Source organism: Pelagibacterium sp., assembly GCF_048264985.1.
Taxonomy (GTDB): Bacteria; Pseudomonadota; Alphaproteobacteria; order Rhizobiales; family Devosiaceae; genus Pelagibacterium.
In genome coordinates this window covers 1,773,986-1,799,072 of the sequence record NZ_JBLXCL010000001.1, presented here as the reverse complement: position 1 = coordinate 1,799,072, position 25,087 = coordinate 1,773,986, and the positions used below count along the sequence as shown (strand labels likewise).

The 25,087-nt window shown below is 56.3% G+C and carries 13 protein-coding genes; 8 read left to right on the top strand and 5 right to left on the bottom strand.

The window, feature by feature from the left end:
- Nucleotide 1 precedes the first annotated feature (1 nt).
- The gene (locus ACN0TA_RS08755; protein WP_417581820.1) at nt 2-757 is read left to right on the top strand and encodes an energy-coupling factor transporter transmembrane component T family protein; all 756 of its coding nucleotides are present in this window, start codon (nt 2-4) and stop codon (nt 755-757) included.
- Here the strand turns inward: ACN0TA_RS08755 and ACN0TA_RS08750 are convergent.
- Nucleotides 754-1,383 (bottom strand): Spy/CpxP family protein refolding chaperone, encoded by a 630-nt coding sequence (locus ACN0TA_RS08750; protein ID WP_417581818.1) that lies wholly within the window; start codon nt 1,381-1,383, stop codon nt 754-756. The two genes, ACN0TA_RS08755 and ACN0TA_RS08750, sit on opposite strands and share 4 nt — an antisense overlap.
- Nucleotides 1,384-1,536: 153 nt before the next feature.
- Nucleotides 1,537-2,790 (bottom strand): aminopeptidase, encoded by a 1,254-nt coding sequence (locus tag ACN0TA_RS08745; protein WP_417581816.1) that lies wholly within the window; start codon nt 2,788-2,790, stop codon nt 1,537-1,539.
- 91 nt (nt 2,791-2,881) lie between these two features.
- On the opposite strand from ACN0TA_RS08745, the gene ACN0TA_RS08740 reads away from it, so the two are divergent.
- The 3 genes from ACN0TA_RS08740 (at nt 2,882) to ACN0TA_RS08730 (ending at nt 5,664) form a co-directional block, all read left to right on the top strand.
- Nucleotides 2,882-4,072 carry a TIGR03862 family flavoprotein gene (locus ACN0TA_RS08740; RefSeq protein WP_417581814.1) on the top strand — a complete coding sequence of 397 codons (1,191 nt, stop codon included), beginning with the start codon at nt 2,882-2,884 and terminating at the stop codon, nt 4,070-4,072.
- Nucleotides 4,073-4,214: 142 nt separating this feature from the next.
- The gene (locus ACN0TA_RS08735) at nt 4,215-4,586 is read left to right on the top strand and encodes a VOC family protein (protein ID WP_417581812.1); all 372 of its coding nucleotides are present in this window, start codon (nt 4,215-4,217) and stop codon (nt 4,584-4,586) included.
- Between the two features lie 391 nt (nt 4,587-4,977).
- A complete protein-coding gene (locus ACN0TA_RS08730) occupies nt 4,978-5,664 on the top strand; it encodes a response regulator (protein WP_417581810.1) in 687 nt (228 codons plus the stop codon).
- Between the two features lie 28 nt (nt 5,665-5,692).
- Here ACN0TA_RS08730 and ACN0TA_RS08725 read toward each other — a convergent pair whose 3' ends face one another.
- Nucleotides 5,693-7,090: a sensor histidine kinase gene (locus ACN0TA_RS08725; protein WP_417581808.1), complete on the bottom strand. Its 1,398-nt coding sequence runs from the start codon at nt 7,088-7,090 to the stop codon at nt 5,693-5,695.
- Between the two features lie 185 nt (nt 7,091-7,275).
- Between ACN0TA_RS08725 and ACN0TA_RS08720 the strand changes: the two genes are divergently transcribed.
- The 4 genes from ACN0TA_RS08720 to ACN0TA_RS08705 all read left to right on the top strand — a co-directional run bounded on the left by ACN0TA_RS08720 (nt 7,276) and on the right by ACN0TA_RS08705 (nt 19,543).
- The gene (locus ACN0TA_RS08720; RefSeq protein ID WP_417581806.1) at nt 7,276-14,208 is read left to right on the top strand and encodes a peroxidase family protein; all 6,933 of its coding nucleotides are present in this window, start codon (nt 7,276-7,278) and stop codon (nt 14,206-14,208) included.
- Nucleotides 14,209-14,273: 65 nt separating this feature from the next.
- Nucleotides 14,274-16,010, top strand: coding sequence for a type I secretion system permease/ATPase (locus ACN0TA_RS08715; protein WP_417581804.1), 1,737 nt, complete (start codon nt 14,274-14,276; stop codon nt 16,008-16,010).
- Nucleotides 16,007-18,172, top strand: coding sequence for a calcium-binding protein (locus ACN0TA_RS08710; protein WP_417581802.1), 2,166 nt, complete (start codon nt 16,007-16,009; stop codon nt 18,170-18,172). The genes ACN0TA_RS08715 and ACN0TA_RS08710 overlap by 4 nt, the downstream gene beginning before the upstream one ends.
- 27 nt (nt 18,173-18,199) lie before the next feature.
- Nucleotides 18,200-19,543, top strand: coding sequence for an HlyD family type I secretion periplasmic adaptor subunit (locus ACN0TA_RS08705; RefSeq protein ID WP_417581800.1), 1,344 nt, complete (start codon nt 18,200-18,202; stop codon nt 19,541-19,543).
- 739 nt (nt 19,544-20,282) lie between these two features.
- Here the strand turns inward: ACN0TA_RS08705 and ACN0TA_RS08700 are convergent.
- Nucleotides 20,283-20,948, bottom strand: coding sequence for an ImmA/IrrE family metallo-endopeptidase (locus tag ACN0TA_RS08700; RefSeq protein WP_417581798.1), 666 nt, complete (start codon nt 20,946-20,948; stop codon nt 20,283-20,285).
- A gap of 9 nt (nt 20,949-20,957) precedes the next feature.
- Nucleotides 20,958-24,674: a vitamin B12-dependent ribonucleotide reductase gene (locus ACN0TA_RS08695; protein ID WP_417581796.1), complete on the bottom strand. Its 3,717-nt coding sequence runs from the start codon at nt 24,672-24,674 to the stop codon at nt 20,958-20,960.
- Nucleotides 24,675-25,087 lie beyond the last annotated feature (413 nt).

Below are 25,087 nucleotides of genomic sequence, written 5' to 3'. Positions count from 1 at the left end.
CATGGCGATACTCTATGAGAAATTCTCGCAAGCGCCCCTAGCCAAGCTCAATCCTCTGTCGGTCTTTGCGGCTTGTCTAGCTTATTTTATTGGCGTTGCGAGCTCGCTTGATCCGCAATTCCAACTTTCTGTAATCGGTTTGATCGTGATCGTGTTGATCGGCGTTCAACGCGTGCCGCCGCTTTTGCTTTTTGCTCTGATGGTGCCCTTCGTTCTGTTTGGAATGGGCTTCGTCACCACCAATCTGTTGTTTCGCCAGGACAGTGATTTTGCGATCAGTATCGCAGGAGGCGAGGGCGGCGGGCAGGCGCTGTCAGCAGGATTGACATTGAGCTTGCGAGCACTGGCGATGGGAACGATTTCAATACTCTTTGCACTAAGCGTAGATCCGGGTGCATTTGTCAGGTCTCTGATCGCCTACTTAAAATTTCCAGCACGGTTGGGATATGCGCTGTTCGTTGCCATGCAATTGGTGCCAGATCTGCTTGCCGAAGCCGCCCAAATGCGCATGGCAAGAGCTATGCGCGCCGCCCGAGCGGTACGCCGTGTTCCAGGGATTCGTGAGATGACCGCACTTGCCGTGCCACTATTGGCTTTTGCCGTACGGCGCGCTGGACGGTCTGCCATTGCCATGGAGGCAAGAGGGTTTGGCGCGTCGCCGACACGCACAATGGTTGGCGTGCCGGGCTTTTCCTGGGCAGACCCGATCTTTCTGATTGCCGCGCTGTGTGCCTTGGCGGGGCTTCGGCTGGTCTAGCCTCGGGGCACGGGTATTTGCGATGTAGTCTCGACGTTCAGTTCGATTGCGCCGGAGCGTGGCCCGCCGTGGCGTTGAGACGCAAGTTTGTCCAGTTGACTGTCATCGAGGCTTTCCACAAAGGCCTCGAATGCTGGTTGAACGGATTCCAGCGCTTCGGCGCGTGCCGTAATCATCGCCACCATACCTGCAAAGCCAGCGATGATATCCGGTTTGTTGGCGTTCTGGTCCTCGATGGGGGTGATCACGTTGCGCGCGGTCTGGAGAACGCTGTGGGCGTTTAGTGCTGCGGTCTGAAGGTCTTCAAGCAGAAGCTTCTGATCATCGTGTAACTCGAGGAGATGTGTGAGGCGAACTGCAGTGATATCGATTGCCTCGGCTCCGCGTTCGGAGAGGAAAATGGCTGCTAACCGGTTGCTTTTGCCAAGGCCGGTTGCTTGGTGCACGTTGTTCAGCGGACCGCTACCTCCCGGCCGAAAGCTGCGGGCCTGATCGCCTTGAATTTCCTGGACGGTGCCGTTGTCCCGGATGCCGGCAAAAGGCTGTGCCAAGGCAGGGGTCAAAGCCGTTGCGCCGATCGATGTTGCGGCTATTGCGGCAATAGTTTTTTTGGTGAGGGGCTTCATACTTCGTCTCCTTTGCATGGACGGCGCTTTCGGTGCGCCGATGAAAGTAGACTTAAGTGAGTGAGCCTCACGGCAAGCTGTCCGATAGATGAAATCTGGGACAGGATTTTAATCCAAGGAAAGGGCCGGGAAAAATGCCCGGCCCTGACTTCATCAGTTGGCCCATTCGCCCTTGCGGAACACGGGCACGCGCACGCCGTCCTGGGTGATGCCATCGATATTCATTTCATCCGAGCCGATCATCCAGTCGATGTGGATGAGACTGGAATTGCCGCCTTTGTCGGAGACTTCTTCATCGGAGAGTTTGTCGCCGTCGACAAAACACTCAGTGTAGCACTGGCCCATGGCGATGTGGCAGGCAGCGTTTTCATCGAACAGCGTGTTGTAGAAAAGTACACCCGACTGACTGATTGGTGAAGAGTGCGGAACAAGGGCCACTTCGCCCAGCCGGCGACTGCCTTCGTCCGTGTCGAGCACCTTGTTCCAGACATTTTCTCCCTTAGAAGCGCGAACCTCTACAGCAACGCCATCCTTGAAAACCATCTCGATGTCGTCGATGACCGAGCCATTGTAGGAGAGCGGCTTGGTCGAGCGCACGACCCCATCTACGCGACGCGCGTGGGGAGTGGTGAAAACTTCTTCGGTCGGGATGTTGGGGTTGCAGGTAATGCCGTTCTTGGCAAGCGATGCACCGCCCGCCCATTCATGATCATCTGCGAGGCCCACGACAAGGTCGGTGCCGGGCGCAGTAAAGTGCAGGTCGCGGAACTTCATCTCGTTGAGCCAATCGCGACGGGCATGGATTTCGGCGTTGTGCTGCTTCCAGGCGGCGACAGGATCGGCCTGATCGACACGCGAGGCAGCAAAAATGGCATCTGCCAGTTTTGCTACGGCCTCGTCGTCACCGAGCTCCGGGAATACCAGTTTTGCCCATTTCGGGTTTGGATAGGAAACGATGTTCCAGTTGATCTCAAAGCCGGTGATCTTCTTGATGGCCGGCTTGTAGGCTTTGGAGTTCGCCTGGTTGGCGCGGGAAACTTTTTCAGGGTCTTGCTCGGCCAGCATCATGGGATTGTCACCTGAGATCGCCAGGCGGGCGGTATTGGATCCGAATGCCTTTGCCATACCTTCATAGAGCCAGCCAGCTGCATGGTCGAAAGCATCGTCGTTTGCATATTTGTAACGGGCGAGGGTGGCTTCCTCATCCGAATAAAGAGTGGTTACGAGGCCCGCACCAGCCTTATAGGCGTGCTCAGTTATCTTACGTACCAACGGCAAAGCCGAAAGCGGAGCGGTGATAAGGAGATCCTGACCTGCTTCGAGCCCGAGGCCGGTATGAACGGCTACCTGGGCGAGCTTGTCGAGCTTTTCCTCGTTGACTGGAGCGTTTGAACGCGAGTCGGACATGATGGGTCTTCTTTTGTTTTGGAAATGACTCAGGTTGAACTCGAAATCTATCGGTTTGACAGGCGAGGCGAAAGGGTGTTCTGGGCTTGCCATGGACAAGCATATTGCAATCATAGGAGGCGGCCCAGCTGGCCTTATGGCGGCGGAGGTCATTTCCCGCGCAGGATTTCCGGTGACGGTCTATGACTCGATGCCCACCGTCGGCAGAAAACTGCTTATGGCGGGCAAATCCGGCCTCAATCTGACCCACTCTGAGCCGATGGACAAGTTTGTGGCCCGTTTTGGTACAGCGAAGGCGCCACTTTCTTCTGCCCTTAACGCATTCGACAATGATGCGGTGTGTGAATGGGCCGCGGGACTAGGTTGCGAGACATTCGTCGGTTCTTCAGGACGCGTGTTTCCTATGCAAATGAAGGCTTCGCCCCTGTTGCGGGCGTGGCTAAAGCGCCTTAGGGGGCAGGGCGTTATCGTAAAGACCCGGCATCGCTGGGTCGGGTTTGACGATGACAGGTTGGTATTTGAAACCCCTGAGGGCGAACTGCGAACGCACTTCGATGCTGTAGTTCTGGCGCTTGGCGGAGCAAGTTGGTCGCGGCTTGGGTCCGATGCGGCATGGGTTGGAGTGCTGGAAAATGAAACCGTCGCTGTCGCGCCATTCCGGCCGGCAAATTGCGGGTTTGACGTTGGCTGGAGCGACCACTTCGTCGAGCGCTTCGCTGGGGCGCCCGTTAAATCTGTGGCAGTGGGCAAAGAGCGCGGTGAGTTTGTCATCTCCCGGCACGGTGTCGAAGGATCGCTCATCTATGCTCAAGCGGCTCGTTTGCGCGTTGCATTGGAGGGAGGGCATGCTGAGCTGGTGCTCGATCTCGCACCAGACCGAAGTCTCGACAGGCTTCAGCGCGACTTGGGACGGCAATCTGCAAAGGCAAGTTTTTCCAATAGGCTTCGAAAAGCTGCGGGCCTGGACGGCGTCAAGTCAGGTCTGGTCCGAGAGTTGACGTCGGATGTCACGCGGGCGGACCATCGCGCGCTAGCGGCAGCCATCAAGGCCCTAAAAATTCCGTTGATCGGCACCCGTCCCATTGATGAAGCCATTTCGGTGGCGGGCGGCATAGCCTGGAGCGAGATCGACGGTCAGTTGATGCTCAAAGAGCTTCCGGGCGTTTTCGTCGCCGGGGAAATGGTAGATTGGGAGGCGCCGACCGGTGGTTATCTGATCTCTGCCTGTCTTGCCACGGGATATGCTGCCGGCCAGAGCGCAATCAAATATCTGCGACAATAGCTGTCGGCACAACGGCATTGCAGGCGCAGGATTTGCCCAACAAGACGTCGAGGCGTTAATCTGTCGGCCCGATCGGCCGGGCTTCGCCAGTCACCTTGGTGAGATATTGTCGCATGCCGGTCGTGCAGCAGGAGGGAAGACTATGGATTTGGGCGCATTTTCGGTCAGTTTGGCCGTTAAGGACATCGCTGCTTCTCGCGCTTTCTACGAAAAGCTAGGCTTCGTAGTATTTGGAGGCGAGGTCGATCAGAATTGGCTGATCATGAAGTCGCCAACAGCGGTGATCGGTCTGTTTCAGGGTATGTTTGAAAAGAACATTCTGACGTTCAATCCCGGTTGGGATGGCGACGCCCAGCCGACTGGCGAGTTTGCCGACATTCGATCAATTCAGAAGACGCTCAAATCGACTGGTCTGAGTTTTGAGCAGGAAGCCGACGAAACAGGCGCCGGCCCGGGAAGCTGCACATTGCTGGACCCCGATGGCAATGTGATCTTGATCGATCAGCACGTCTGAGGGCAGCAAACCGGCAGGATTTATCTGCTGGGCTTATGTTATTGAAATATAAGGGTAATTCTAAAGCGCGATATATGGGGTTAGTCTGTCTTTTGCCGATTACTATTAGTTTCTATTGGGTGAGTCCCAATATATATAAGTCAGATAGTAAAGTTTGCAGTCTGAAGGCAGCAGAATTCGACAGATAGTCAATTTTGATTTTGGAGGTGTGGCTAGGGCCACGATGACGTGGGCGCTGATGTGTCGATCGGGGCTTTCTTTAAGAGATTGAATTAATAGATCTTTTTGAATTTCGCTAAGCGTTGAAATGCAGATCTTTGATATTTATCATTATGAGCAAAACTCGTATTATGTTATCTAGATAATTATCTGCAGGGCGAGGGGTGAAATAATGGTTCAAGAAAAGATCAGTATTGCTTTCGTCGACGATCATCCAATTCTACTCGAAGGTATGCAGGCTCTTTTCGCGGCCAGGGAGCAGTTTAGTGTTGTGGCTCTCGGGGGATCGGCTGGCGACGCCCGCAGCATAGTCGATGAATATCACCCGCAAATTCTTTTTATGGATTTGAGTATGCCGGGTGACGTTTTTTCCGTTATGACGGAAATAGTTCGCAAATCCAGTCTCACAAAAATCATAGTATTTACAGCGTTCTCGAGTGTTGATTCTGCTTTGAGGGCATTGGAGGCGGGTGCGACCGGGTTTGTCCTAAAAGGCGCAACCTTTGGAGAATTGTTCGATGCGGTGAATTCGGTAATCCGCGGCGAAATGTACATCACCCGGCTCTATGCAAGTCAGGTTCTCAGCGGTTTGCGCAATAGAAATCGCAAGGAAGAAGACCAAGACGTTGATCTTAGCGTTCGCGAACGCCAGATCGTCGCATACTTGCTTCAGGCTCGTACAAATCGAGAAATTGCCAGCAGCCTTTCCATCAGCGAAAAAACTGTCAAACGGTACATGACCAATTTGATGCAAAAGCTCCATGCGCGCAATCGTGTGGAAGTGGCAATGCGTGCGCAGGAGCTGTCCGAATTTAAGACAAGCGCGCCATCTGTTTCACTTAGCCAGGCGGCACGGTAGCGCCTCGGCTTGTTCCCGCATTCTGATGTTAGAGTTTGATCGGCAACCGGACCTTGATGCTTGTTCCGCCGCTGTCGCGTTGCGCGAAGGAGACGTCGCCCTTCAGTGCATTGACCCTGTTTCTGATGCCGACCAGCCCAAGTTGCTGGCCTGCACCTGCAATGCGTTCCTCTGCCGGCATGCCCGGACCGGAATCTGCGATGGTTATGTAGAGGTTTCCCTTGGCGATAACAGCGCGGACTTCAGTTTCGACGTCACCGGCGTGTTTATGGGTGTTGCTAAGTGCCTCTTGCACTACACGATAGGCACATGTCCTAAGAGGCAGGGGAGACTTTTCCGGTAATCTGCCAAAGTTCGAAGCGACATGGGCGCCTGTAAGCCCCTCGTGACGCAAAATTGCCAGTTGCAACGCCCCTCGCAAGTCTGTACTGGCGATTTCAGGCAGAACGAGACCTGCGGAAATAGTGCGCAATTCGATAAGCACGTTCTGAGCGATCAAGGCACCTGCTATTGCCTGTGGCTCCGAAATGTTCGCGGCGTGCTCTTCATCGGCCGAGAGTTGTAAAGCAAGCAAGCTGAGCATTTGGATAGGGCCGTCATGAAGATCGGCGCCAATCCTTGCCAAGAGCTGTTCGTTCGCTTCGCTAGCATCCACGCGCGCCTTATCAGCAGCGTAACGCAATTTCTTGTTTTGGGATGCCATTCGATCGGCTTCCGTAATGCGCTGGTCGAGTTGCTTGCGTTGGTTCGTAATCAAAGAACTTCCGCGTACGACCAGCAGGAACAGAATTGCAATCATTCCGGCAGTCGTCGCGCCAACAACAGCCCAAGTTGAATTCCGCGCACGTTCTAGATCTTCGGCGAACCAAGGAGCGTGTTCATAGTATTCCCCCACAGCGACAATCTCGCCACTTTCGGATCGGCGCAGTGGAGCGTAGATTTCGATAATTGGCAGCCCCAGTGCACGCTCGGATGCGTCTTCCCCGTTATCCAGCTCATCGTAGGAGGCTACGATCTCACCACCGGCGGCCAAGGCGACTTCGGATGCGTCGAACTTTTGACCAATCAGGTGTGTCTGGGTGCTGTAGATAATGGTGCCGTCACTACGCCAGATCTTGACTGAAACAAGGCGGTCGCGAAGGGGCGTATCGGCTAGAAGCTGATCGAGGCGCGCCATCCGCTCCGGAGCCATCATGCCATCAGGCTTCAGGTCCTGAACATATGGCTCAAGGAAGGTCTCGACGAAGACCGAACTTGATTTTGCTGCGCTGTTCAAGGTGCTCGCAGAAATCGAACTCGTAATCCAGCCACCCAGAACGGCCATACTGACGCAAAGTGCGCCGCCTCCGACGATGAGAAACTGCGCAGAAAGACTCAGGCTGCGAAGCCGCTGTAGCAGCGCGCTTAAGTGAGACCAAAGTCCCATCGATTATGTCCCATTGGTCGCGTTCGCACTGACACCGGACGTCTCACATCTTCGCTAGACCATCGTAGCTTACGTAAATCTCCAGTGACAGCGACACTAGCAGTCCAGAATTTACGTGTCACCTTCGCCATGTCGGCTTCGGGACACCCCCAAAATGGCTGGTTGGCCGATAACGGAGAGCGACAATGGTTAGCTACATCAAAAGCGATCTGGAGTTCATCCTCAAACAGATCAAGATTTCGGAAGCCCACTCTCTTTACGTCGAGACCGATGGAGCGGATGGGGCGCCGCTCTACGGTGAGAGCCTGAACTCTAATCCTGCGTCGATCCCATCCTACAACATTGCATGGGGGCTTCGGACAGTTGACGGCACATATAATCATCTGCTCCCTGGCCAAGAAACCTGGGGAGCCGCGGATCAGGAATTCCCCGAATTGATGGATCCGCAGTATCGTACTGTGACCGCGATGGTCGATTTCGACGGTGACGGGCCAATGGCTCCGGTTCCGGTTGAAATGACATATACTCCCGGCGTCGATGCTGATGGTCCGGGACCCAATGCCAATCCCGGTGACGTCATTGATGCGTCCGTTCGCATAATTTCCAATCTTATCGTTGATCAGACGCTGGGCAATCCTGCGGCCATTTTAACGGCATTGGAGGCTGCAGGTATCGATGACCCCGGGCTTGTCATCACCGGGCAGATCTCGTCGGCCTATGCGCCGTTGCGCCCGCTGTTCATAGACGTTGCCGACGCTGCCCGCTCTGAAGCGTCAGCTGCTGCGGCGGCCGCAGCCAATCCAGGCAACGCAGATCTTCAACAAGCTGCAGCAGACGCGGCTCTGATTTTGGCCAATGCCCAATCCGCGCTGGACGCTGCAGCGAGCGTTCCGGGTGGCTTGAACGAAATGCTCGAAGCCAACGGCATTACACTGGATGGTGCCAACCTCCATATTCCCAATGTTGCACCTGACGAAGGTCTTTCAGCTCCGTTCAACTCCTGGTTCACGTTGTTTGGCCAGTTCTTCGATCATGGTCTGGATCTTGTGAACAAGGGGGGCAGCGGAACGGTCATGATACCGCTCCAACCTGATGATCCTCTATACGTGGAGGGTAGTTCTACCAATTTCATGGTGCTGACCCGTGCGACACGGGGGGCCGGTCCAGACGGCTTGATGGTCGATGATCCTGCCACTGCCGTGGATGAGTCGGCCGACAACGTTGGCCCGATCAACACAACGACCCCTTTTGTTGATCAGAACCAGACGTATAGCTCGCACCCATCCCATCAGGTATTTCTTCGCGAATATATCGCCACACCCAGCGGTCCTATGGCAACGGGCAAGCTGATTGAGGGTGCAAATGGCGGAATGGCGACTTGGGCGGAATTGAAGGCTCAGGCAGCAGACATACTTGGCATCCAGCTCACAGACCTTGATGTTGGCAGCGTGCCACTACTGCGCACCGACCCGTATGGAAATTTCATTCCTGGTGTCAACGGCATGCCACAGCTCGTTGTCGGCCTTGGGCTCGACGGCATTCCCAACACCAATGATGACATTGTCATTGAGGGCATTGTTGGCGCAGCAGTGGATCCAACAGCAGTTGGTGCAGTTCGGACCAATCATGCCTTCTTGGCTGATATTGCGCATACTGCAGTCCCCGATGGCCTTGAGGATGGGGATACTGAGATTGGCGGCAACATTCCCGAAGATGGGTTCTATGACGATGAACTTCTCGATGCGCATTTTATTGCTGGCGATGGTCGCGCCAATGAGAACGTGGGGCTGACTGCCGTTCATCATGTATTTCATTCCGAGCACAACCGGCTGGTCGATCATACAAAGGAAATGGTGATCGCCTCTGGCGATGTCGACTTCATAAACGAGTGGCTGATGACTCCGGTCGGCTCCGTTCCAGCTTCACCAGACGGGCTGGACTGGAACGGTGAGCGCGTGTTTCAGGCAGCCAAGTTCGGTACAGAAATGCAGTACCAGCACCTCGTATTCGAGGAGTTTGCTCGTAAGGTTCAGCCAACGATCAACGCTTTCCTTGTGCCCGATGGGTTCGACATCACGCTCGATCCTTCGATCGTGGCCGAGTTCGCTCATGTTGTCTATCGCTTCGGCCATTCGATGCTGACGGAGTCCATCGATCAGTACAGCGCTGAGTTTGTGCCCAATCATATCAGCCTGATTCAGGGTTTCCTCAATCCGACGGCGTTTACAGGTCCGGGATCGACAATTCCCGATGAAGTCGCTGCCGGAGCGATTATTCGTGGCATGACTCGGCAGGTCGGCAATGAGATTGACGAGTTTGTCACGAGTGCATTGCGCAATAACCTTCTGGGTTTGCCGCTCGATCTGGCAACGATAAATTTGGCACGCGGTCGTGATGCAGGTGTTCCATCGCTCAACGAGGCCCGTAGAAGCTTTTATGATGCGACAAACCAAGATGTGCGTCTGAAGCCCTATGATAGCTGGGTGGATTACGCCCTACATCTCAAGCATGAAGCGTCGATCATCAACTTCATTGCGGCTTATGGTACCCATGAGCTGATAACAGGAGAAACCACTGTCGAAGGCAAGCGGGCGGCAGCATTGTCGATCATTTTTGGCACCGAACAAGGTGTCGATGACAATGGCGACGGCGTTCCCGATCGCATGATTGCACCTCCAGCGGATGCTGAGGATTTCCTTTACGGGTTGGGCGAATATGCCGACGACCTTGGCGGACTTGAAGACATCGATCTTTGGATCGGCGGTCTGGCCGAGGAAATTATGCCATTTGGCGGCATGCTTGGTGCGACGTTCAATTTCGTCTTCGAAGTGCAGATGGAGAACCTGCAGAGCGGTGATCGCTTCTACTATCTGCAGCGGCTTGATGGGCTGCATCTTTTTGGCGAGATGGAGAATAACTCCTTTGCCGGCATGATCATGCGCAATACCGATGCCGCGCATCTTCCGTCGGATGTTTTCTCGACGCCGGGCTTCATTCTTGAAGTCGATCAATCTCGTCAGTTTAATCCTGATACCGGCGTATATCTGCCGGGCGAGGACGGCGTTCTAGGGGACGATCCACTGACTGTGGGCGTCGATGAAAGTCTTGATGACATCGTGGATACCAATGCGGATCCTGCGGGCGGGGGCATCCTGACCCCACTAGTGATCCGGAACAATCCGGGGACAGCGGGTCCGGACACCAACTATCTGCGCTATACCGGAGGCGACCACGTCGTGCTCGGTGGGACGGATCCAGGCAATGCATCGAATCCGAGCGGAAATGACATCATAATCGGCGGTATCGGCGATGACACGTTGTACGGCGATGGCGGGGATGATCGGCTCGAAGGTGGATTCGGCAACGACATCATCAACGGTGGCGACGGTGATGACATCATTACCGACAGTGGCGGCGACGATAATATAAAGGGCGGTGCGGGCAATGACGTAATCCACGCAGGACCAGGGCTCGATCTGGTGCTCGCTGGGGCGGGCCAGGACTTTGTGTTTCTCGGTACGGACGAAGGTTCGGAAGTGTTTGCCGGTGAAGGAAACGACTTCGTTTATGGCAACAAGAACGCCGAACGCATCCTTGGCAATGAAGGCAATGACTGGATCGAAACCGGCACCTTTGACGGTGCTCCGGGCGATAACTTCGACGAGATATTTGCCCACGACGATATCGATGGACACGACGTGTTCCTGGGCGATGGCGGTTTTGATGAATTCATCGGGGAGGGCGGGGACGACATCTTCGTCGGCAGCCCCGGGCGCGGCAAGATGGCCGGTATGTCCGGCTGGGACTGGGCGACCTATAAGGATAGTAATTTCGCTGTAAACGCGGATTTATCGTTGCCTATCGTCTTTGATGAAGCGCCCACAATCCCCGGCAATGCAGCTCTTGACGAATACCAATCGGTAGAGGGACTGTCCGGTTCTGCTCACGACGACGTCCTGACAGGGACCAACCTTCTCGCTGAAGATCGTTTGCCTGTCGATCTCAACGCCAATCCAATAGGTGGTGCCGAGGGTTATCGCGGCAGCGCGATTGACCAGGAAACTATAGATCTTGTTTCCGGACTTCAGGATGTTCTCGGGGCTGGTGTTTCCGAATACAGCGCCGGCGAGATTATTCTGGGCGGCGCAGGCAGCGACATCATGATGGGCATGATGGGCGATGACATCATTGATGGTGACAAGTGGCTGGATGTGCAAATCGGGGTGTTTGCCGTTGGCGATACCGATCACGCCGGAGCGCCGCTGGAACTTCATAACTCGATGACCACGCTTGCCCAGAGAATGTTCTCGGGTGAACTCAACCCGGGTCAGCTTTCGATCGTCCGGACCATTCGCCAGGCCGATGGAACAGGTGATGTCGATATCGCCGTGTTTGGCGATGTGATGGAAAACTACGATATCAGTTTCAATCCTGACGGCACAGTTACGGTTGAACATACAACTGTATCTGACGACCTTGAGTCCGATGGTACGGACACCTTGAGAAATGTGGAAGTTCTGCGTTTTGCCGATCAGGACTTCACGCTGAACCAGCCAGCGACCGGTATGCCAGTCATAAACGACACGACACCGACGCAGGCTCAGGTACTGACATCCGACACATCTGGAATCGGCGATCCAAATGGAGTTGGCGTGTTTGCTTTCCAGTGGCAGTCGTCCCTGGATGGCGTGAATTGGACTGATATCGGCGGCGCAACCTTGAGTGCTTTCACGCCAACGGCTGGCGAGATCAACATGCAATTGCAGTTGGTGATAACCTTCACGGACGGTGGCGGTAACCTCGAGACTGTCATTTCCGAACCGACGAGCGTTGTGGGTGCCGTTTTCAACGGCAATGGCGCTGCAAACGTCTTTAACGGCACGGCCGGGGAAGACCATGTCAATGGCGCTGGCGGACCAGACACGCTGTCTGGCGAGGGTGGCAATGACATAATCAACGGCGGCGCAGGTGCCGATACCATATCGGGCGGCGCCGGCGACGACACGCTCAACGGTGGCGGCGGTGCCGACTCCATGAATGGTGGCGATGGTATTGACACCATGAACGGCAACGGCGGTGCTGATCAGATGAGTGGCGGCCTCGGCAACGATATCATGAATGGTGGCGGCGGCGTCGACACCATGGACGGTGATGCTGGTGACGATACGATGGCGGGGGGCGCCGGGAACGACACTATGGCCGGCGGCGAGGGCAACGACATGCTCGACGGTGGCGGTGGTGCTAACGATACCGCCTTCTTCTCCGGTCCGCTCGGCAATTACGAAATCGCTCTCAATGGATCGGGCGGAATTGTGGTCACCGACAATGTGGGCACTGACGGTGTCGACACGTTAACCAACATTGAGCGGCTCAATTTTGGTGGACAGCTCTTCACTATCGTCAACGGTACGAACGGCGGTGACTTCCCCTTGGCTAGCGGTGCCGGTGCACAAATCTTGTTGGGATTTGATGGCAACGACTTGCTCCTTGCTGGAGGAGGAAATGACGCCATCCACGGCGGGGCTGGTGACGACACCATTCTTTGGGCGCCTGGCGACGGTAGCGATGTCGTCAACGGTGGCACCGAGGGCCTGGTTGGCGACATTTTCCAGATATCGGGAGCGGCTGGGGCCGAGACATTCAATATCTATACCCGCAACGCTGCTGCCGCCAACATCGGCTACACAGGTAGCGCCGAGATCGTTATTACCAGGGCCGTTGGGGTTGGTGCAGCTGTCATCATTGCTCAGCTGTCTGAAATCGAAGAGCTGGTAATCAACACCCTCACCGTATCCTCACCAGGTGGTTCTGGCGGCGGTGTCAATGGTGGCGACACGATAGCTGTTTTCGGAGACTTTACCGAAACGAGCCTTAACATGAATACCATCACTATCGATGGTTCGACCGGCGATGACACGATCGACATTTCCTCGCTTGGCTCGGCACACCGGATCGTCTTCAAGTCCAATGGCGGACAGGACACGATTGTTGGTGCGTTGCGCGATCAGGATGTCATCGAGCTGCCGGAAGGCGCGCTGCTTAGCGATTATGTCACCACCGAAGATGAGAATGGTGTCGTGACCATAAGCAACGGCATTCACTCGATATCTTACACGCCAGTGGAAGGGCAATCGCCGCAAATTGGCGGCGATGGCGACAACTCTGAACAGGAGCCGGTCGACGAACAAACCGAAGAGGCTGGATCCGAACCTGGCTCCTCCATCCAAAGCGGAACGACGGAAAATGACATTCTGACGGGCACTGCGTTTGGTGATCATCTCATCGGGTTCAGCGGTGACGATGTCATCATCGGATTGGCCGGTGCCGATGTAATGATTGGCGGCGATGGTGCCGACTTCATGGCCGGCTGGGCAGGAGAGGACTCGGTTTTCGGTGGTGCAGGCAACGATACGATCCTGGGCGGCGACGACTCTGATCTACTCTATGGCGACGACGGTGATGACCGCATCTTTGCCGATGCTGGGGATGATCTGGTGAATGGTGGCGCCGGCAATGACACTGTTGTTGCAGGTGCCGGCGATGACCGGATCGTGGCAGCAGCAGGTGACGGTAACGATGCTTACTTCGGCGATGAGATCAGTGGAGGTATCGGGAATGACACCCTGGATATGTCATCGATTTCGTCCGACGCCGCAGTCGACCTGGGCACCGGGCTTGGTGGTTTTGGCAGCGCCATGAGCGCAGAAACCGGCTCAGATACGCTTTGGGGCATTGAGAACGTCGTTACCGGCTCTGGCAATGATACGATCACCGCCAGCACTGCCGTCAACATCATAGATGGTGGAACTGGAAACGACGTCTTTGTCTTTGACTCGGTTGCTGCCGCCAACGGCGATACTATCGTCGGCTTTGAGGCCGGGGACAAACTCGACCTTAGTGCTATCGACAGCAATGCCGGTTTGGTGGGCAATCAGTCCTTTACCCTGGTTAATGGCGGCCAGTCGGCTGGCATTGGTCAGCTTCTGGTAACGCACGAAACTCGCGCTGACGGTGACTACACCGTCGTCGAAGGCAATGTTGATAGCGGAGCCGAAGCAGACTTCAAGATCAGCATCAAGGGTACCCATGACCTCGTGAGCACCGATTTCTCGCTCTAGGTCCAGAACGGCGGCCCTGTGGGCCGCCGATTTTCCTTTTCCCTTGGGTATAAGGACTTCGGAAAATGCGCACTTCGAATGCCAGGGCACTATCTGAACGTCGCGTAGACGACGTCCTCAAGCAAGAGTTTCGCGGTATCACCGCATACCTTTTCACCGTTTCCGGCCTGATCAACATTCTCGCGCTGACCGGTGCGTTTTATATGTTGCAGATCTATGATCGGGCGCTGACCAGTGGCAGTGTGCCGACACTATTGGCGCTATCGGCGCTGGCCGTCGGCCTTTACCTTTTTCAGGGGCTGTTCGACATTGTGCGGTCACAAGTTCTGGTGAGAGTTGGGGCCCGTCTAGACCGCAAGTTTGCGCCACTGGCTCATCAGGTGGCGATCGACATGCCTCGATTTGGCTTTTCGACTCCAGAGGCACTGGAGCGCGGCCGCGATGTTGACAATCTGCGGGCCTTTCTCGGCAGCCAAGGGCCAATGGCTCTATTCGATATGCCCTGGATGCCAGTCTATGTGATTTTCGTCTATTTTCTCCACCCGCTGCTGGGCGCTCTGACATTGGGTGGTGCCGTGGTGCTTGTGTTTCTAGCCATTCTTGGCGAGCTATTGTCGCGCCGGATCGCCAATGCGACGCAACAGGCAATGATCAATCGGAACGCAATCGCCGACTCTAATGCCCGCAACGCCGAGATTCTAAAGGCGATGGGTTTTGCTTCGCGGGCTATCGAGAATTTCAGGGTCGCCAACGGCGAGCATTTGAAGCTGCAGACTAAAGCCAACGATGTGGTGGGGACGCTTGGCGCAATTTCACGCGTGCTCCGCATGCTGTTGCAATCATCGATCCTCGGCTTAGGCGCTTATCTCACAATCCAGGGCGATTTGTCGGCAGGCGCTATTATTGCTTCCTCGGTTGCAGCAACAAGGGCATTGGCACCGGTCGACCTCGCCATCGGCAACTGGAAAAACGTTGTTTCCGCGCGCAATGCATTCAAGAGATTGCGTGACACCATGATCGTTCTTGGTGAAGCGAAACCGCCAATGACACTTCCAGCGCCCAAATCATCCCTGCGGGTCGAGAATCTTACAGTTGCAGCACCCGGCTCGGGCCGGATTTTGCTGACCGATGTGGCATTTGAACTCAAGGCAGGGCAGGCCCTCGGTATCATTGGACCGAGCGCTGGTGGCAAGACCACTCTCGTGCGCGCCCTTGCCGGGATCTGGCCGCCATTGCGCGGCGCAGTGCGCCTTGATGAGGCGGAGCTGAGTCATTGGTCCGACGACAAACTTGGTTCTTATGTCGGCTACCTTGCTCAAGAGGTCGGCCTGCTTAACGCGACTATAGAACAGAATATTTCCCGGTTTGGGCCACAGCGCGATGGAACTGGCATCGTCAGGGCAGCAGAGGCTGCCGGCGTTCACGAGATGATTGTGCGGCTGGATGATGGATACGATACACAACTCGGTGCCCACGGCGACGCGCTATCGGCCGGCCAGCGCCAACGAATTGGGCTTGCTCGCGCGCTCTATGGCGAACCATTTCTCGTTATCATGGATGAGCCGAACTCTAATCTCGACGGTGAAGGCGAGGCTGCGCTTACCGAGGCTATCAGGGGCATCCGTGCCCGCGGTGGCATTGCTATAGTCGTTGCGCACCGACCGAGCGCGCTGGCTGCAGTTGATCTGGTGGCGGTGATACAAAACGGTCGGATGACTGCGTTTGGTCCTAAAGAAGAAATCCTTGCTCCTCATCGCGTCACACCGATGACCGGCCGCCAGTCTCGAGAGGTGACGGCATGATCGAAGTCAAAGGCACGCAGCAGTCGGAGACTACAGAGCCCACGCGAGGCGAGCGTTATGCATTCGCCGAAGCACAACGTCTTAATAAGCTTCCGATGGCGATTGGCTTACTGGTTACGGCCATAGTCGGCTATCTCAAGCTTGCCCTGACGCCCGCGCAGGCGGTGGAGCGGCCGGACGAGCCAAATGGGGAACCCGAGGAAGTGCAGATTACTGCACCGATGGCAGGGAGCTTACCCGAGCAATTGGAAGCCTATCGCAACAGGTCGGTTGCCAAGGACATAGAGGGAAGCCTCGCGCCCTCGCAGCCGCTGGAACCAGCTGGCCAGGTGGGGAATGTTATCGGTTTTCCTGGGCCGCGTTTTGCTCTTGCGGACTCTGCGATCATTGATTTTTCCGAGTTTAAGTCCGCACCGGTTTGGAGCGGCTATGACAACGGTTCTCGATTTGTAGAACTTGCACCGCTCCGGCAATCATTTGAGGCGCCTGTCGACCAGGAACCATTGAAGCTCGCGCTTGGACATAAACGACCGGTTCGACAGCCTGTTGAGGATCGACGCAATGGGGCGCCAGAATCAACGGGCCCCGTTCGATTAAACAATGTGGTTGCTGGCACCGCGGTACTAATTGGACTGTCGGAACTTCTCACCAACGTTGCTGATGCTGACGGCGATACTCTTGTTATCGACAACGTCCGCGCTTCCACAGGCTCGATTGCTCGAAGTGGAGACGGATGGGTCTATTCGAGCCATGCTCAAACACCAGATACCGACATAGTGGTCACATACGATGTCAGCGACGGCACCTCCACGATCACACACACGGCCCTGTTCAGTGTCGAGCGGAGCGGTGAGTTGGTCGGGACACAGACACCCGACCACCTTGTCGGAACAAACTTCGACGACATAATTGACGGCTTAACCGGCAATGACCTCATCGACGCGCGAGATGGAGACGACGCTGTATTCGGCGGCGGGGGGGACGATCAGATCGTTGGCGGGGCCGGCAATGACCTGATTTACGGCGGCGCTGGCAATGACCGGATTTTCGGCGGTTCAGGCGATGATGTCCTGGTCGGAGGCGAAGGTGATGACCTGATCTTCGGCAACGATGGTGACGACATCGTTCTGGGCGAAAGCGGCGATGATTATCTGTCTGGCGGGGCCGGACATGATTTGATTTCCGGAGGCGCCGGCGCCGATGTGCTCAGCGATGGAACGGGAACGGACAAGGTGCTTGGAGGAGAAGGCGATGACATCTTCATTGCCTCCGCTGACATGGAGGACGATATCTTCGATGGCGGCCCGGGCAATGATACTCTCGATTTCTCCGCCGCCAAAAGAACAGTTGTCGTCGACCTCGAGGAGGAGAGCGCCAGCGGCGCCGACATTGGCGATGAGATCGTGACTGCGTTCGAAGCCATTGTCGGCGGTTCTGGCAATGACATCTTCACCGGAAGTACGCGTTCAGAAAAACTGGATGGTGGCGCGGGCAACGACGTTCTTGATGGACGCGAGGGCGCTGACGAAATTCATGACGGGGCCGGGAAAGACACAGTGTCGGGCGGTGACGGCGACGACACCGTCGTTGTCGCACTCGATGGTGAAGACGACATTTTTGATGGCGGTGCGGGCAGGGACCAGCTTGACCTTTCCAGGGCAACACTGGGCGTAACTGTTGACCTTAAGACCGGACAGCTTACCGGCATTGAAGTTGGAAACGACACTATTTCAGGCTTTGAAGAGGTGCTGGGCGGTTCAGGTAACGACATGTTCCATGTCGGTGATGAGGCGGTTGTCCTGACCGGCGGCGCTGGGGACGATACCTTCTCATTCGGAGTGCCGCTCGACCGCTTCATGGACCGCCCGCAGGTGATCCACGATATTCTCGATTTCCTGGTTGGCGATCGCATCATGGTGGCCGAGTACGAATTTTCCAAGACCCGCCGGGACGGCGAGGAAAACCGCTTTGAGTACTATTTCCAAGGCGAAGACGCGCAGGGCGAGGACAACGATCTGCGGCTCAGGATCCGATATGAGATGGAGGGCGATGTCGAAATGACGTTGCTGGAATTCAACTACGACGGGAACCAGGACTTCGACCTCGTTGTCGCCATCCACGGCCAGCATCAACCCTATCTCTATGAACACGCGGCAATCTAACCCGAGGGATCGAGGGGAGCACCAGTCATGACAAGCATCGATGCAGGATCGTTGTCCGCAGGATTGCTAAAACGCGGGGCGCAGAGCGCGGAGCCGACGTATGGGCTTGGCCTGAGGATCGCCGTCAGCGTTGTCTTTGGCATCCTGCTGGTAGTTGTCATTGGCGGTTGGGCTTCGACCGCCACGTTGACGGGAGCTGTTATTGCCCCTGGCACGGTTGCGGTCAGCGAGCATGTTAAGGAAGTTCAGCACCGCGATGGCGGCATTGTGGCTGACATTGCAGTTCGGGAGGGCGACTTCGTGGAGGTTGGCCAAACGCTTATTCGCCTGAGCGACGTTGACACGCGGGCCGAGCGTTCGATCGTTTTGGGACAGCTCCACGAGCTTCAGGGGCGCGCCGTTCGACTGCAGGCCGAGCGTGACGGTTTGGCCCAGATCGACTTTTCCAATTTGCCTGCTGCCGAAGGTGATACGCGTTCTGCAATCATTGCCGGCGAAACAACTCTGTTTGTCGGCAATCTTCTTGCCCGGGCGCGCCAGCGCGAACAGCTCGAACTACAATTGGCACAATTGAGCCAAGAGATCGTCGGCCTCGAATCCCAGCTCGGCGCTCTCAATGAAGAGATCGAACTCGTCGGGAACGAGCATGCCAGGCTCGAGCAGTTGGCGGCCAATGGGCTTATTGAAGGCGCGCGGGTCTATGCCATAAGCCGAGAGATTGCGCGCCTTACCGGCGAGCATGGCGAGGTGGTGGCCAACATGGCGCGCGCCGAGGGCCGGATGAGCGAAGTGCGGCTGCAGATCATTGCTACCGATGAGACGGCCCGCAACGAGGCTCAGCGCGAACTGCGGGTGGTGCAGGCCCAGATCACCGAGCTTTCCGAACGTTTGCTGGCGGCCGAAGATCGCCTGGACCGCGTCGATATCCGCTCGCCCATTGCAGGCATTGTGAACGAACTCAACGTCACAACCGTGGGTGGTGTTATAACCCCTGCTCAGACGCTGGTGACAATCGTGCCTGATGCTGCGGACCTGAAGATCGAATTGCGGTTGAGTATCGTCGATGTCGATCAGATTTCCGTCGGTCAGCCGGTCAAATTGCGGTTTTCGGCTTTCAATCAGCGCACCACACCTGAGCTGGAAGGTGAGATCATCCACGTTTCCGCAGCTGCACAGCGCGACAGCGGAACTGGCGAGCTGTTTTATCTTGGCGAGGTCGAAATCACCGATGAGCTCAGCAAGCTTGGAAACGTCACGCTGATCCCGGGCATGCCTGTCGAGGTGTTTGCCGAGACCGCCGAAGTGACCGCCTTAAGCTATCTGGTAAAACCGTTTCTCGACCAGGCGGCCCGTGCTTTCCGCGAGGAATAGACGCAGGGAAACCTCCGACGACCATAAGCCCCGGTTTATATAAGCGGCGCCCGAATTGGGCGGTGAACGGCGAAGCAAGCTTCATCCGAAGTGCAGTTTATGTGCGAAGCCAGCTTCGCCGTTCACATCCGGGGTTTTTGGCTTATAGCGGTTCTCTGGCTGGGGTTTGTCGTCCGGGAGACTGGCATTTGTTTTGGGTCGGTTGGCGAACCGGTAAGCCGGTGTCCACTTCCCCTGCCAAATTCCCGGCGGTGTCCCTCTCCCTTTCGGGAGTATGGCGTGGATCTTTCGCCCTCGCCTGGCCATTTTCCGCCTTGGGCCTCCGCTGGAGCGACCTCCATCGGACCCGGACCGACCTGTCGGATGGGACCGGAGCGCCCGGAGGCCGATGTGGTCCTAAGGCTCGGACCCATGCTCCTCCTTCTCCAATCCCGCCCTCACCGGAAGCTCGTTTGCAACCTCGCCCTGGTGCGGTCGTGAGGGGAGAATGGCATGAGGGGCTAGGGGCGGGGATAAGTTTTTGGGGCGATTTTGCCTCTCCATGATCATCCCGGTGCTGTGTCCCTCGCGCCCAGTACTCGGGGCGAGAGCCTGGCGGGGACGTTTTGGGCGGCCGGGCTCAAACGTCTGAGGTGCGGTGCGGAAGCGGTGCGGATCTCCGGGTCAAGCCCGAGGATGACGAGGTGTGGGGGAGCATCGTGAGCGGAAATGTTAAAATGACGGAGAGGGGAAATACCGCTTAGCGAGAGTATTCCAGCTGACACGTCGTGCATCGAACCATGACGCCTTCGGCCATCAAAGTGAAGTTGCTGCATCGATTGCATGCATCTCCTTCTACTGCAATGGGGACGATCGGGCCGAAACGCTTGATTTGAAAAGCACGATGCTCGGCAAGTTCAGAAGAAATGTTTAGCATGATGGCGGCGGTCTGAGGATCATTCATGTGGCGTGCGATGATCCAGTCAGGGCAAAGAAAATAATCTGCAAATGTATTTGCCTGCCACTCAGCGCTTCGCTCTTTCCCCATCGCGTGCACAAGTTCCTCACCTGTTGAGGAGAACGCCTTTTCGAAGTCTTGGTGCATGACCAAGTGGCCTATTTCATGCGTAAGCACAAACTCTGACTCGGAAACACCTAGTTCGGCTGATCGCCAAATACCGCGCTGAACATTAAGTTTCAGAGGATTATACGAAACATAGGCCTCCCGTTCATCTTCCTCTGGAAGATAAAGGCGTAGCCGAAAATTGTGACCCAAATAGTTAGTAAGTTCGTGGCGAATAAAACGACATATTGCAATGCTGAGCTTTTTGGTGCCCGAGGGTGCGAGATTGCGGATTATATCCGCAATCTCAGCGATACGCTGTTCGCTCCTATATTCTACAATATAGTCACGAGCTTTTGACAATTAGCGCTCCTACGAACACCCAGTGGTGCTGCCGCAAGTATCACACTTCAAGCAGGTCCCATTGCGGACCAGCGTAAAGTTCTGGCACTCTGAACACGCCTCGCCCACGTAGCCCTTCATTTGAGCTTCCATGCGGAGCGTATCCGTCGAACGAGACTTCGCTGGCGAAAAGCCCATTTCAACCTTATCGACGATGTCTGTGGAGGCCTCGGCTTCCGGTTCGGTCTTGAGTGCCGTGCCCTGCTTGAGAGCGGTGACCGTCTGGGACTGCATGGCCTGGACGGGGTTGGCGAGTTTGACGTCGGAGGAGGCGACGAGCATCAGGGTTTTGTCCTTGACGCGGCCGCGCGTCATGCCGCGGGAGACGAAGTTGTCGGCCGGGACCGGGGCGGGGGCTGCGCGGTCCTTAACCTGATTGTCTTCCGAGACGCCCTTGCCGATCGAGGTGGCGCCGGCGTCGGGGGTGACGTGGGCCAGATCGGTTCTGTCGAGATAGGAAATGGCCAGCTCGCGGAACACGTAATCGAGGATCGATGTGGCGTTCTTGATGTGGTCATTGCCCATGACGAGACCGGCGGGCTCGAAGCGGGTGAAGGTGAAGGCCTCGACGAATTCGTCGAGCGGCACGCCATATTGCAGACCGATCGAGATCGCTATGGCGAAATTGTTCATCATGGCGCGGAAGGCGGCGCCTTCCTTGTGCATGTCGATGAAGATTTCGCCCAGGCGTCCGTCACCATATTCGCCGGTGTGGACATAGACCTTGTGGCCACCAACGATGGCCTTCTGGGTGTAACCCTTGCGGCGGTCGGGCATGCGCTCACGCTCACGGTAACGCTCGCGTTCGACGATGCGCTCGACGATCTTTTCGGCCACGGCCGGGATGCGCTCGGAGAGCGCGGCGGCGGCGATTTCGGCCACATCATCCTCGTCTTCATCCTCATCGGCGAGGAGCGAGGAATTGAGCGGCTGGGACAGCTTTGAGCCATCGCGATAGAGTGCGTTGGCTTTCAGGGCCAGCTTCCAGGAGAGCATGTAAGCCTCCTTGGAATCTTCAACTGTCGCGTCGTTCGGCATGTTGATGGTTTTCGAGATCGCGCCCGAAATGAAGGGCTGAGCTGCGGCCATCATGCGGATGTGCGATTCAACCGAGAGATAGCGCTTGCCGATCTTGCCGCACGGCGTTGCGCAATCGAAGACGGGCAGATGCTCGTCCTTGAGGAACGGCGCGCCTTCAAGGGTCATGGCACCGCACACATGAATGTTGGCGGCTTCGATGTCCTTTTTGGCAAAGCCAAGGAACGGCAGAAGCTCAAATGTCGGATCGACGAGCTGGGCGTCCGACACACCAAGTTCCTTAAGGAAATCAGCACCAAGCGTCCACTGGTTAAAGACAAACTTTACGTCAAAAGCCGACTTCATCGCTGCATTGAGCGCAGCAATCTTGTCTTCGGGGAACCCCTTGGCAGCCAACGTGACCGGGTTGACGCCCGGAGCCTGGTTCATGTTGCCATGACCCACCGCATAGGCCTCCATCTCGGCGATCTGATCTTCTGAATACCCGAGGGTGCGCAGAGCCGCGGGCACTGCACGGTTGATGATCTTGAAGTAACCGCCACCGGCCAGTTTTTTGAACTTGACCAGCGCAAAGTCCGGCTCGATGCCCGTGGTATCGCAATCCATCACGAGACCGATGGTGCCGGTCGGGGCGATCACAGAAACCTGGGCGTTACGATAGCCGTGCTTTTCACCAAGCTCGAGGGCCAGATCCCAGGCTGCCGTCGCGCGCTCGATCAAGGTCTGATCGGGGCAGGAGGCGTGATCGAGCGGGACCGGAGTGATTGAGAGCGCTTCATAGCCATCGGCCTTGCCGTAAGCGGCATTGCGGTGATTGCGGATGACGCGCAGCATGTGCTTGGCGTTACGCTCGTAATCCTTGAACGCACCGAGTTCTGAAGCGATCTCGGCAGACGTCGCATAGGAAACGCCAGTCATAATCGCTGTCAGGGCGCCGGCGATCGCGCGGCCTTCGTCACTGTCATAGGGGATCCCGGAGGTCATCAACAGACCACCGATATTGGCATAGCCCAGACCGAGGGTGCGGTAGAGATAGGAGCGCTCTGCAATGGCTTTGGAGGGGAACTGGGCCATCATCACAGAGACTTCGAGGACGAGCGTCCACAGGCGCACAGTGTGCTCGTAATCGCCAGTGTTGAAAACTCCATCCTTGCCGCGATAGGGCAGCAGGTTGATAGAGGCGAGGTTACAGGCCGTATCGTCCAGGAACATGTATTCCGAGCAGGGGTTCGAGGCGTTGATCGGACCGGCTTCGGGGGAGGTGTGCCACTCATTGATGGTGGTGTGGTACTGGATGCCGGGATCGGCGGACGCCCAGGCAGCATAGCCAACCTGTTCCCACAAATCGCGGGCCTGCAGGGTTTTGACGGTCTTGCCCGACTGGCGCTCGGTGAGGTTCCAATCACTGTCGTTTTCGACGGCACGCAGGAAGTCGTCGGTCACGCGGACCGAGTTGTTTGAATTCTGTCCGGAGACCGTGAGGTAGGCTTCGGAATCCCAGTCTGTATCGTAGATCGGAAATTCGATGTCAGTGTAGCCCTGCTTGGCGAACTGGATGACGCGGAAAATGTAGTTTTCCGGGACCAGGGCCTTCTTAGCGGCTTTGACCTCGCGCTTGAGCGCCGGGTTCTTGTTGGGATCGAAGCAATCATCGGCGTGGCCGTCGCAATTGACGGCGGCCTTCATGATGAGCTTGAGGTGCTTGGAGACGGTCTTGGAACCGGTGACCAGGGCCGCCACCTTCTGTTCTTCCTTGACCTTCCAATTGATGTATTCCTCGATGTCGGGGTGATCGATGTCGATCACGACCATCTTGGCGGCGCGACGGGTTGTGCCGCCCGACTTGATTGCGCCGGCTGCGCGATCGCCGATCTTGAGAAAGCTCATCAGGCCAGACGACTTGCCGCCGCCCGAGAGCTTTTCACCCGAGCCGCGCAGGGCCGAGAAATTTGTGCCGGTGCCCGAGCCATACTTGAACAGTCGTGCTTCGCGGACCCAGAGATCCATTATGCCGTTTTCGTTGACCAGATCGTCATCGACAGACTGGATGAAACAGGCGTGCGGCTGGGGATGTTCGTAGGCGGATTTGGACTGAACGAGCTTGTGGGTGAACGGGTCGACATAGAAATGGCCCTGGCCGGGGCCGTCGATGCCATAGGCCCAATGCAGGCCGGTGTTGAACCATTGCGGGGAATTGGGGGCAACACGCTGGGTGGCGAGCATGTAACACAGCTCGTCGTAAAAGGTGCGGGCATCGGCTTCGGACGTGAAATAGCCACCCTTCCAGCCCCAATAGGTCCAGGTGCCAGCAAGGCGGTCAAAGACCTGGCGGGAGTCCATTTCCGAGCCGTAGCGCTCGTCTTCAGGCAGCTTGGCGAGCGCTTTTTCGTCGGGGACCGAACGCCAGAGCCAGGAAGGAACGTCGTTCTCTTCGACCTTTTTTAGAACTTTGGCGACGCCGGCCTTACGGAAGTATTTCTGCGCAATGATATCGGCCGCGACCTGGCTCCAGGGTGCGGGTACAGCAATATCTTCAAGCTTAAAGACCACAGACCCGTCCGGGTTGCGGATTTCGCTCGTGGCCGAGCGGAATTCGATACCGGCATAGGCCGATTGCCCAGCCGTAGTGAAGCGCCGTTCTATCTTCATTCGTCTTGTATCCCCAAACTAGCTGCCGCTCTGCTGGCTCGTCGCCCCTGCAAGCGTCTTGTCGTTGCCGACAATGTCGATTTGATCGGGCCGTGGGCGGTCCCGTTGATGCGACTGTTTTCGATTCTTTGGTCAACCGTCAATCACACGAAATCGACTATCCCTTGTGCCTAAACAATGAGCAGTCCCTAAATATAGTGGTTTTTGGTGTGGATAGCGAGGAAAACGTGCAAAAAGCTGCACGAGGGTCACGCAGGTGACATATGGCCCGCAATTGGCAAGGTTAATAAAGCGTTGCCTTGGAAGCGGCGGCTAAGTTGAGGAAAAACCTCATTGTCTGACCTGCGCACAGGTATCTCCGAGTCTCGTCAAGTGCTGTCAAGCGGCTTTTTTGGGCGAGAAATGCTGTTTTT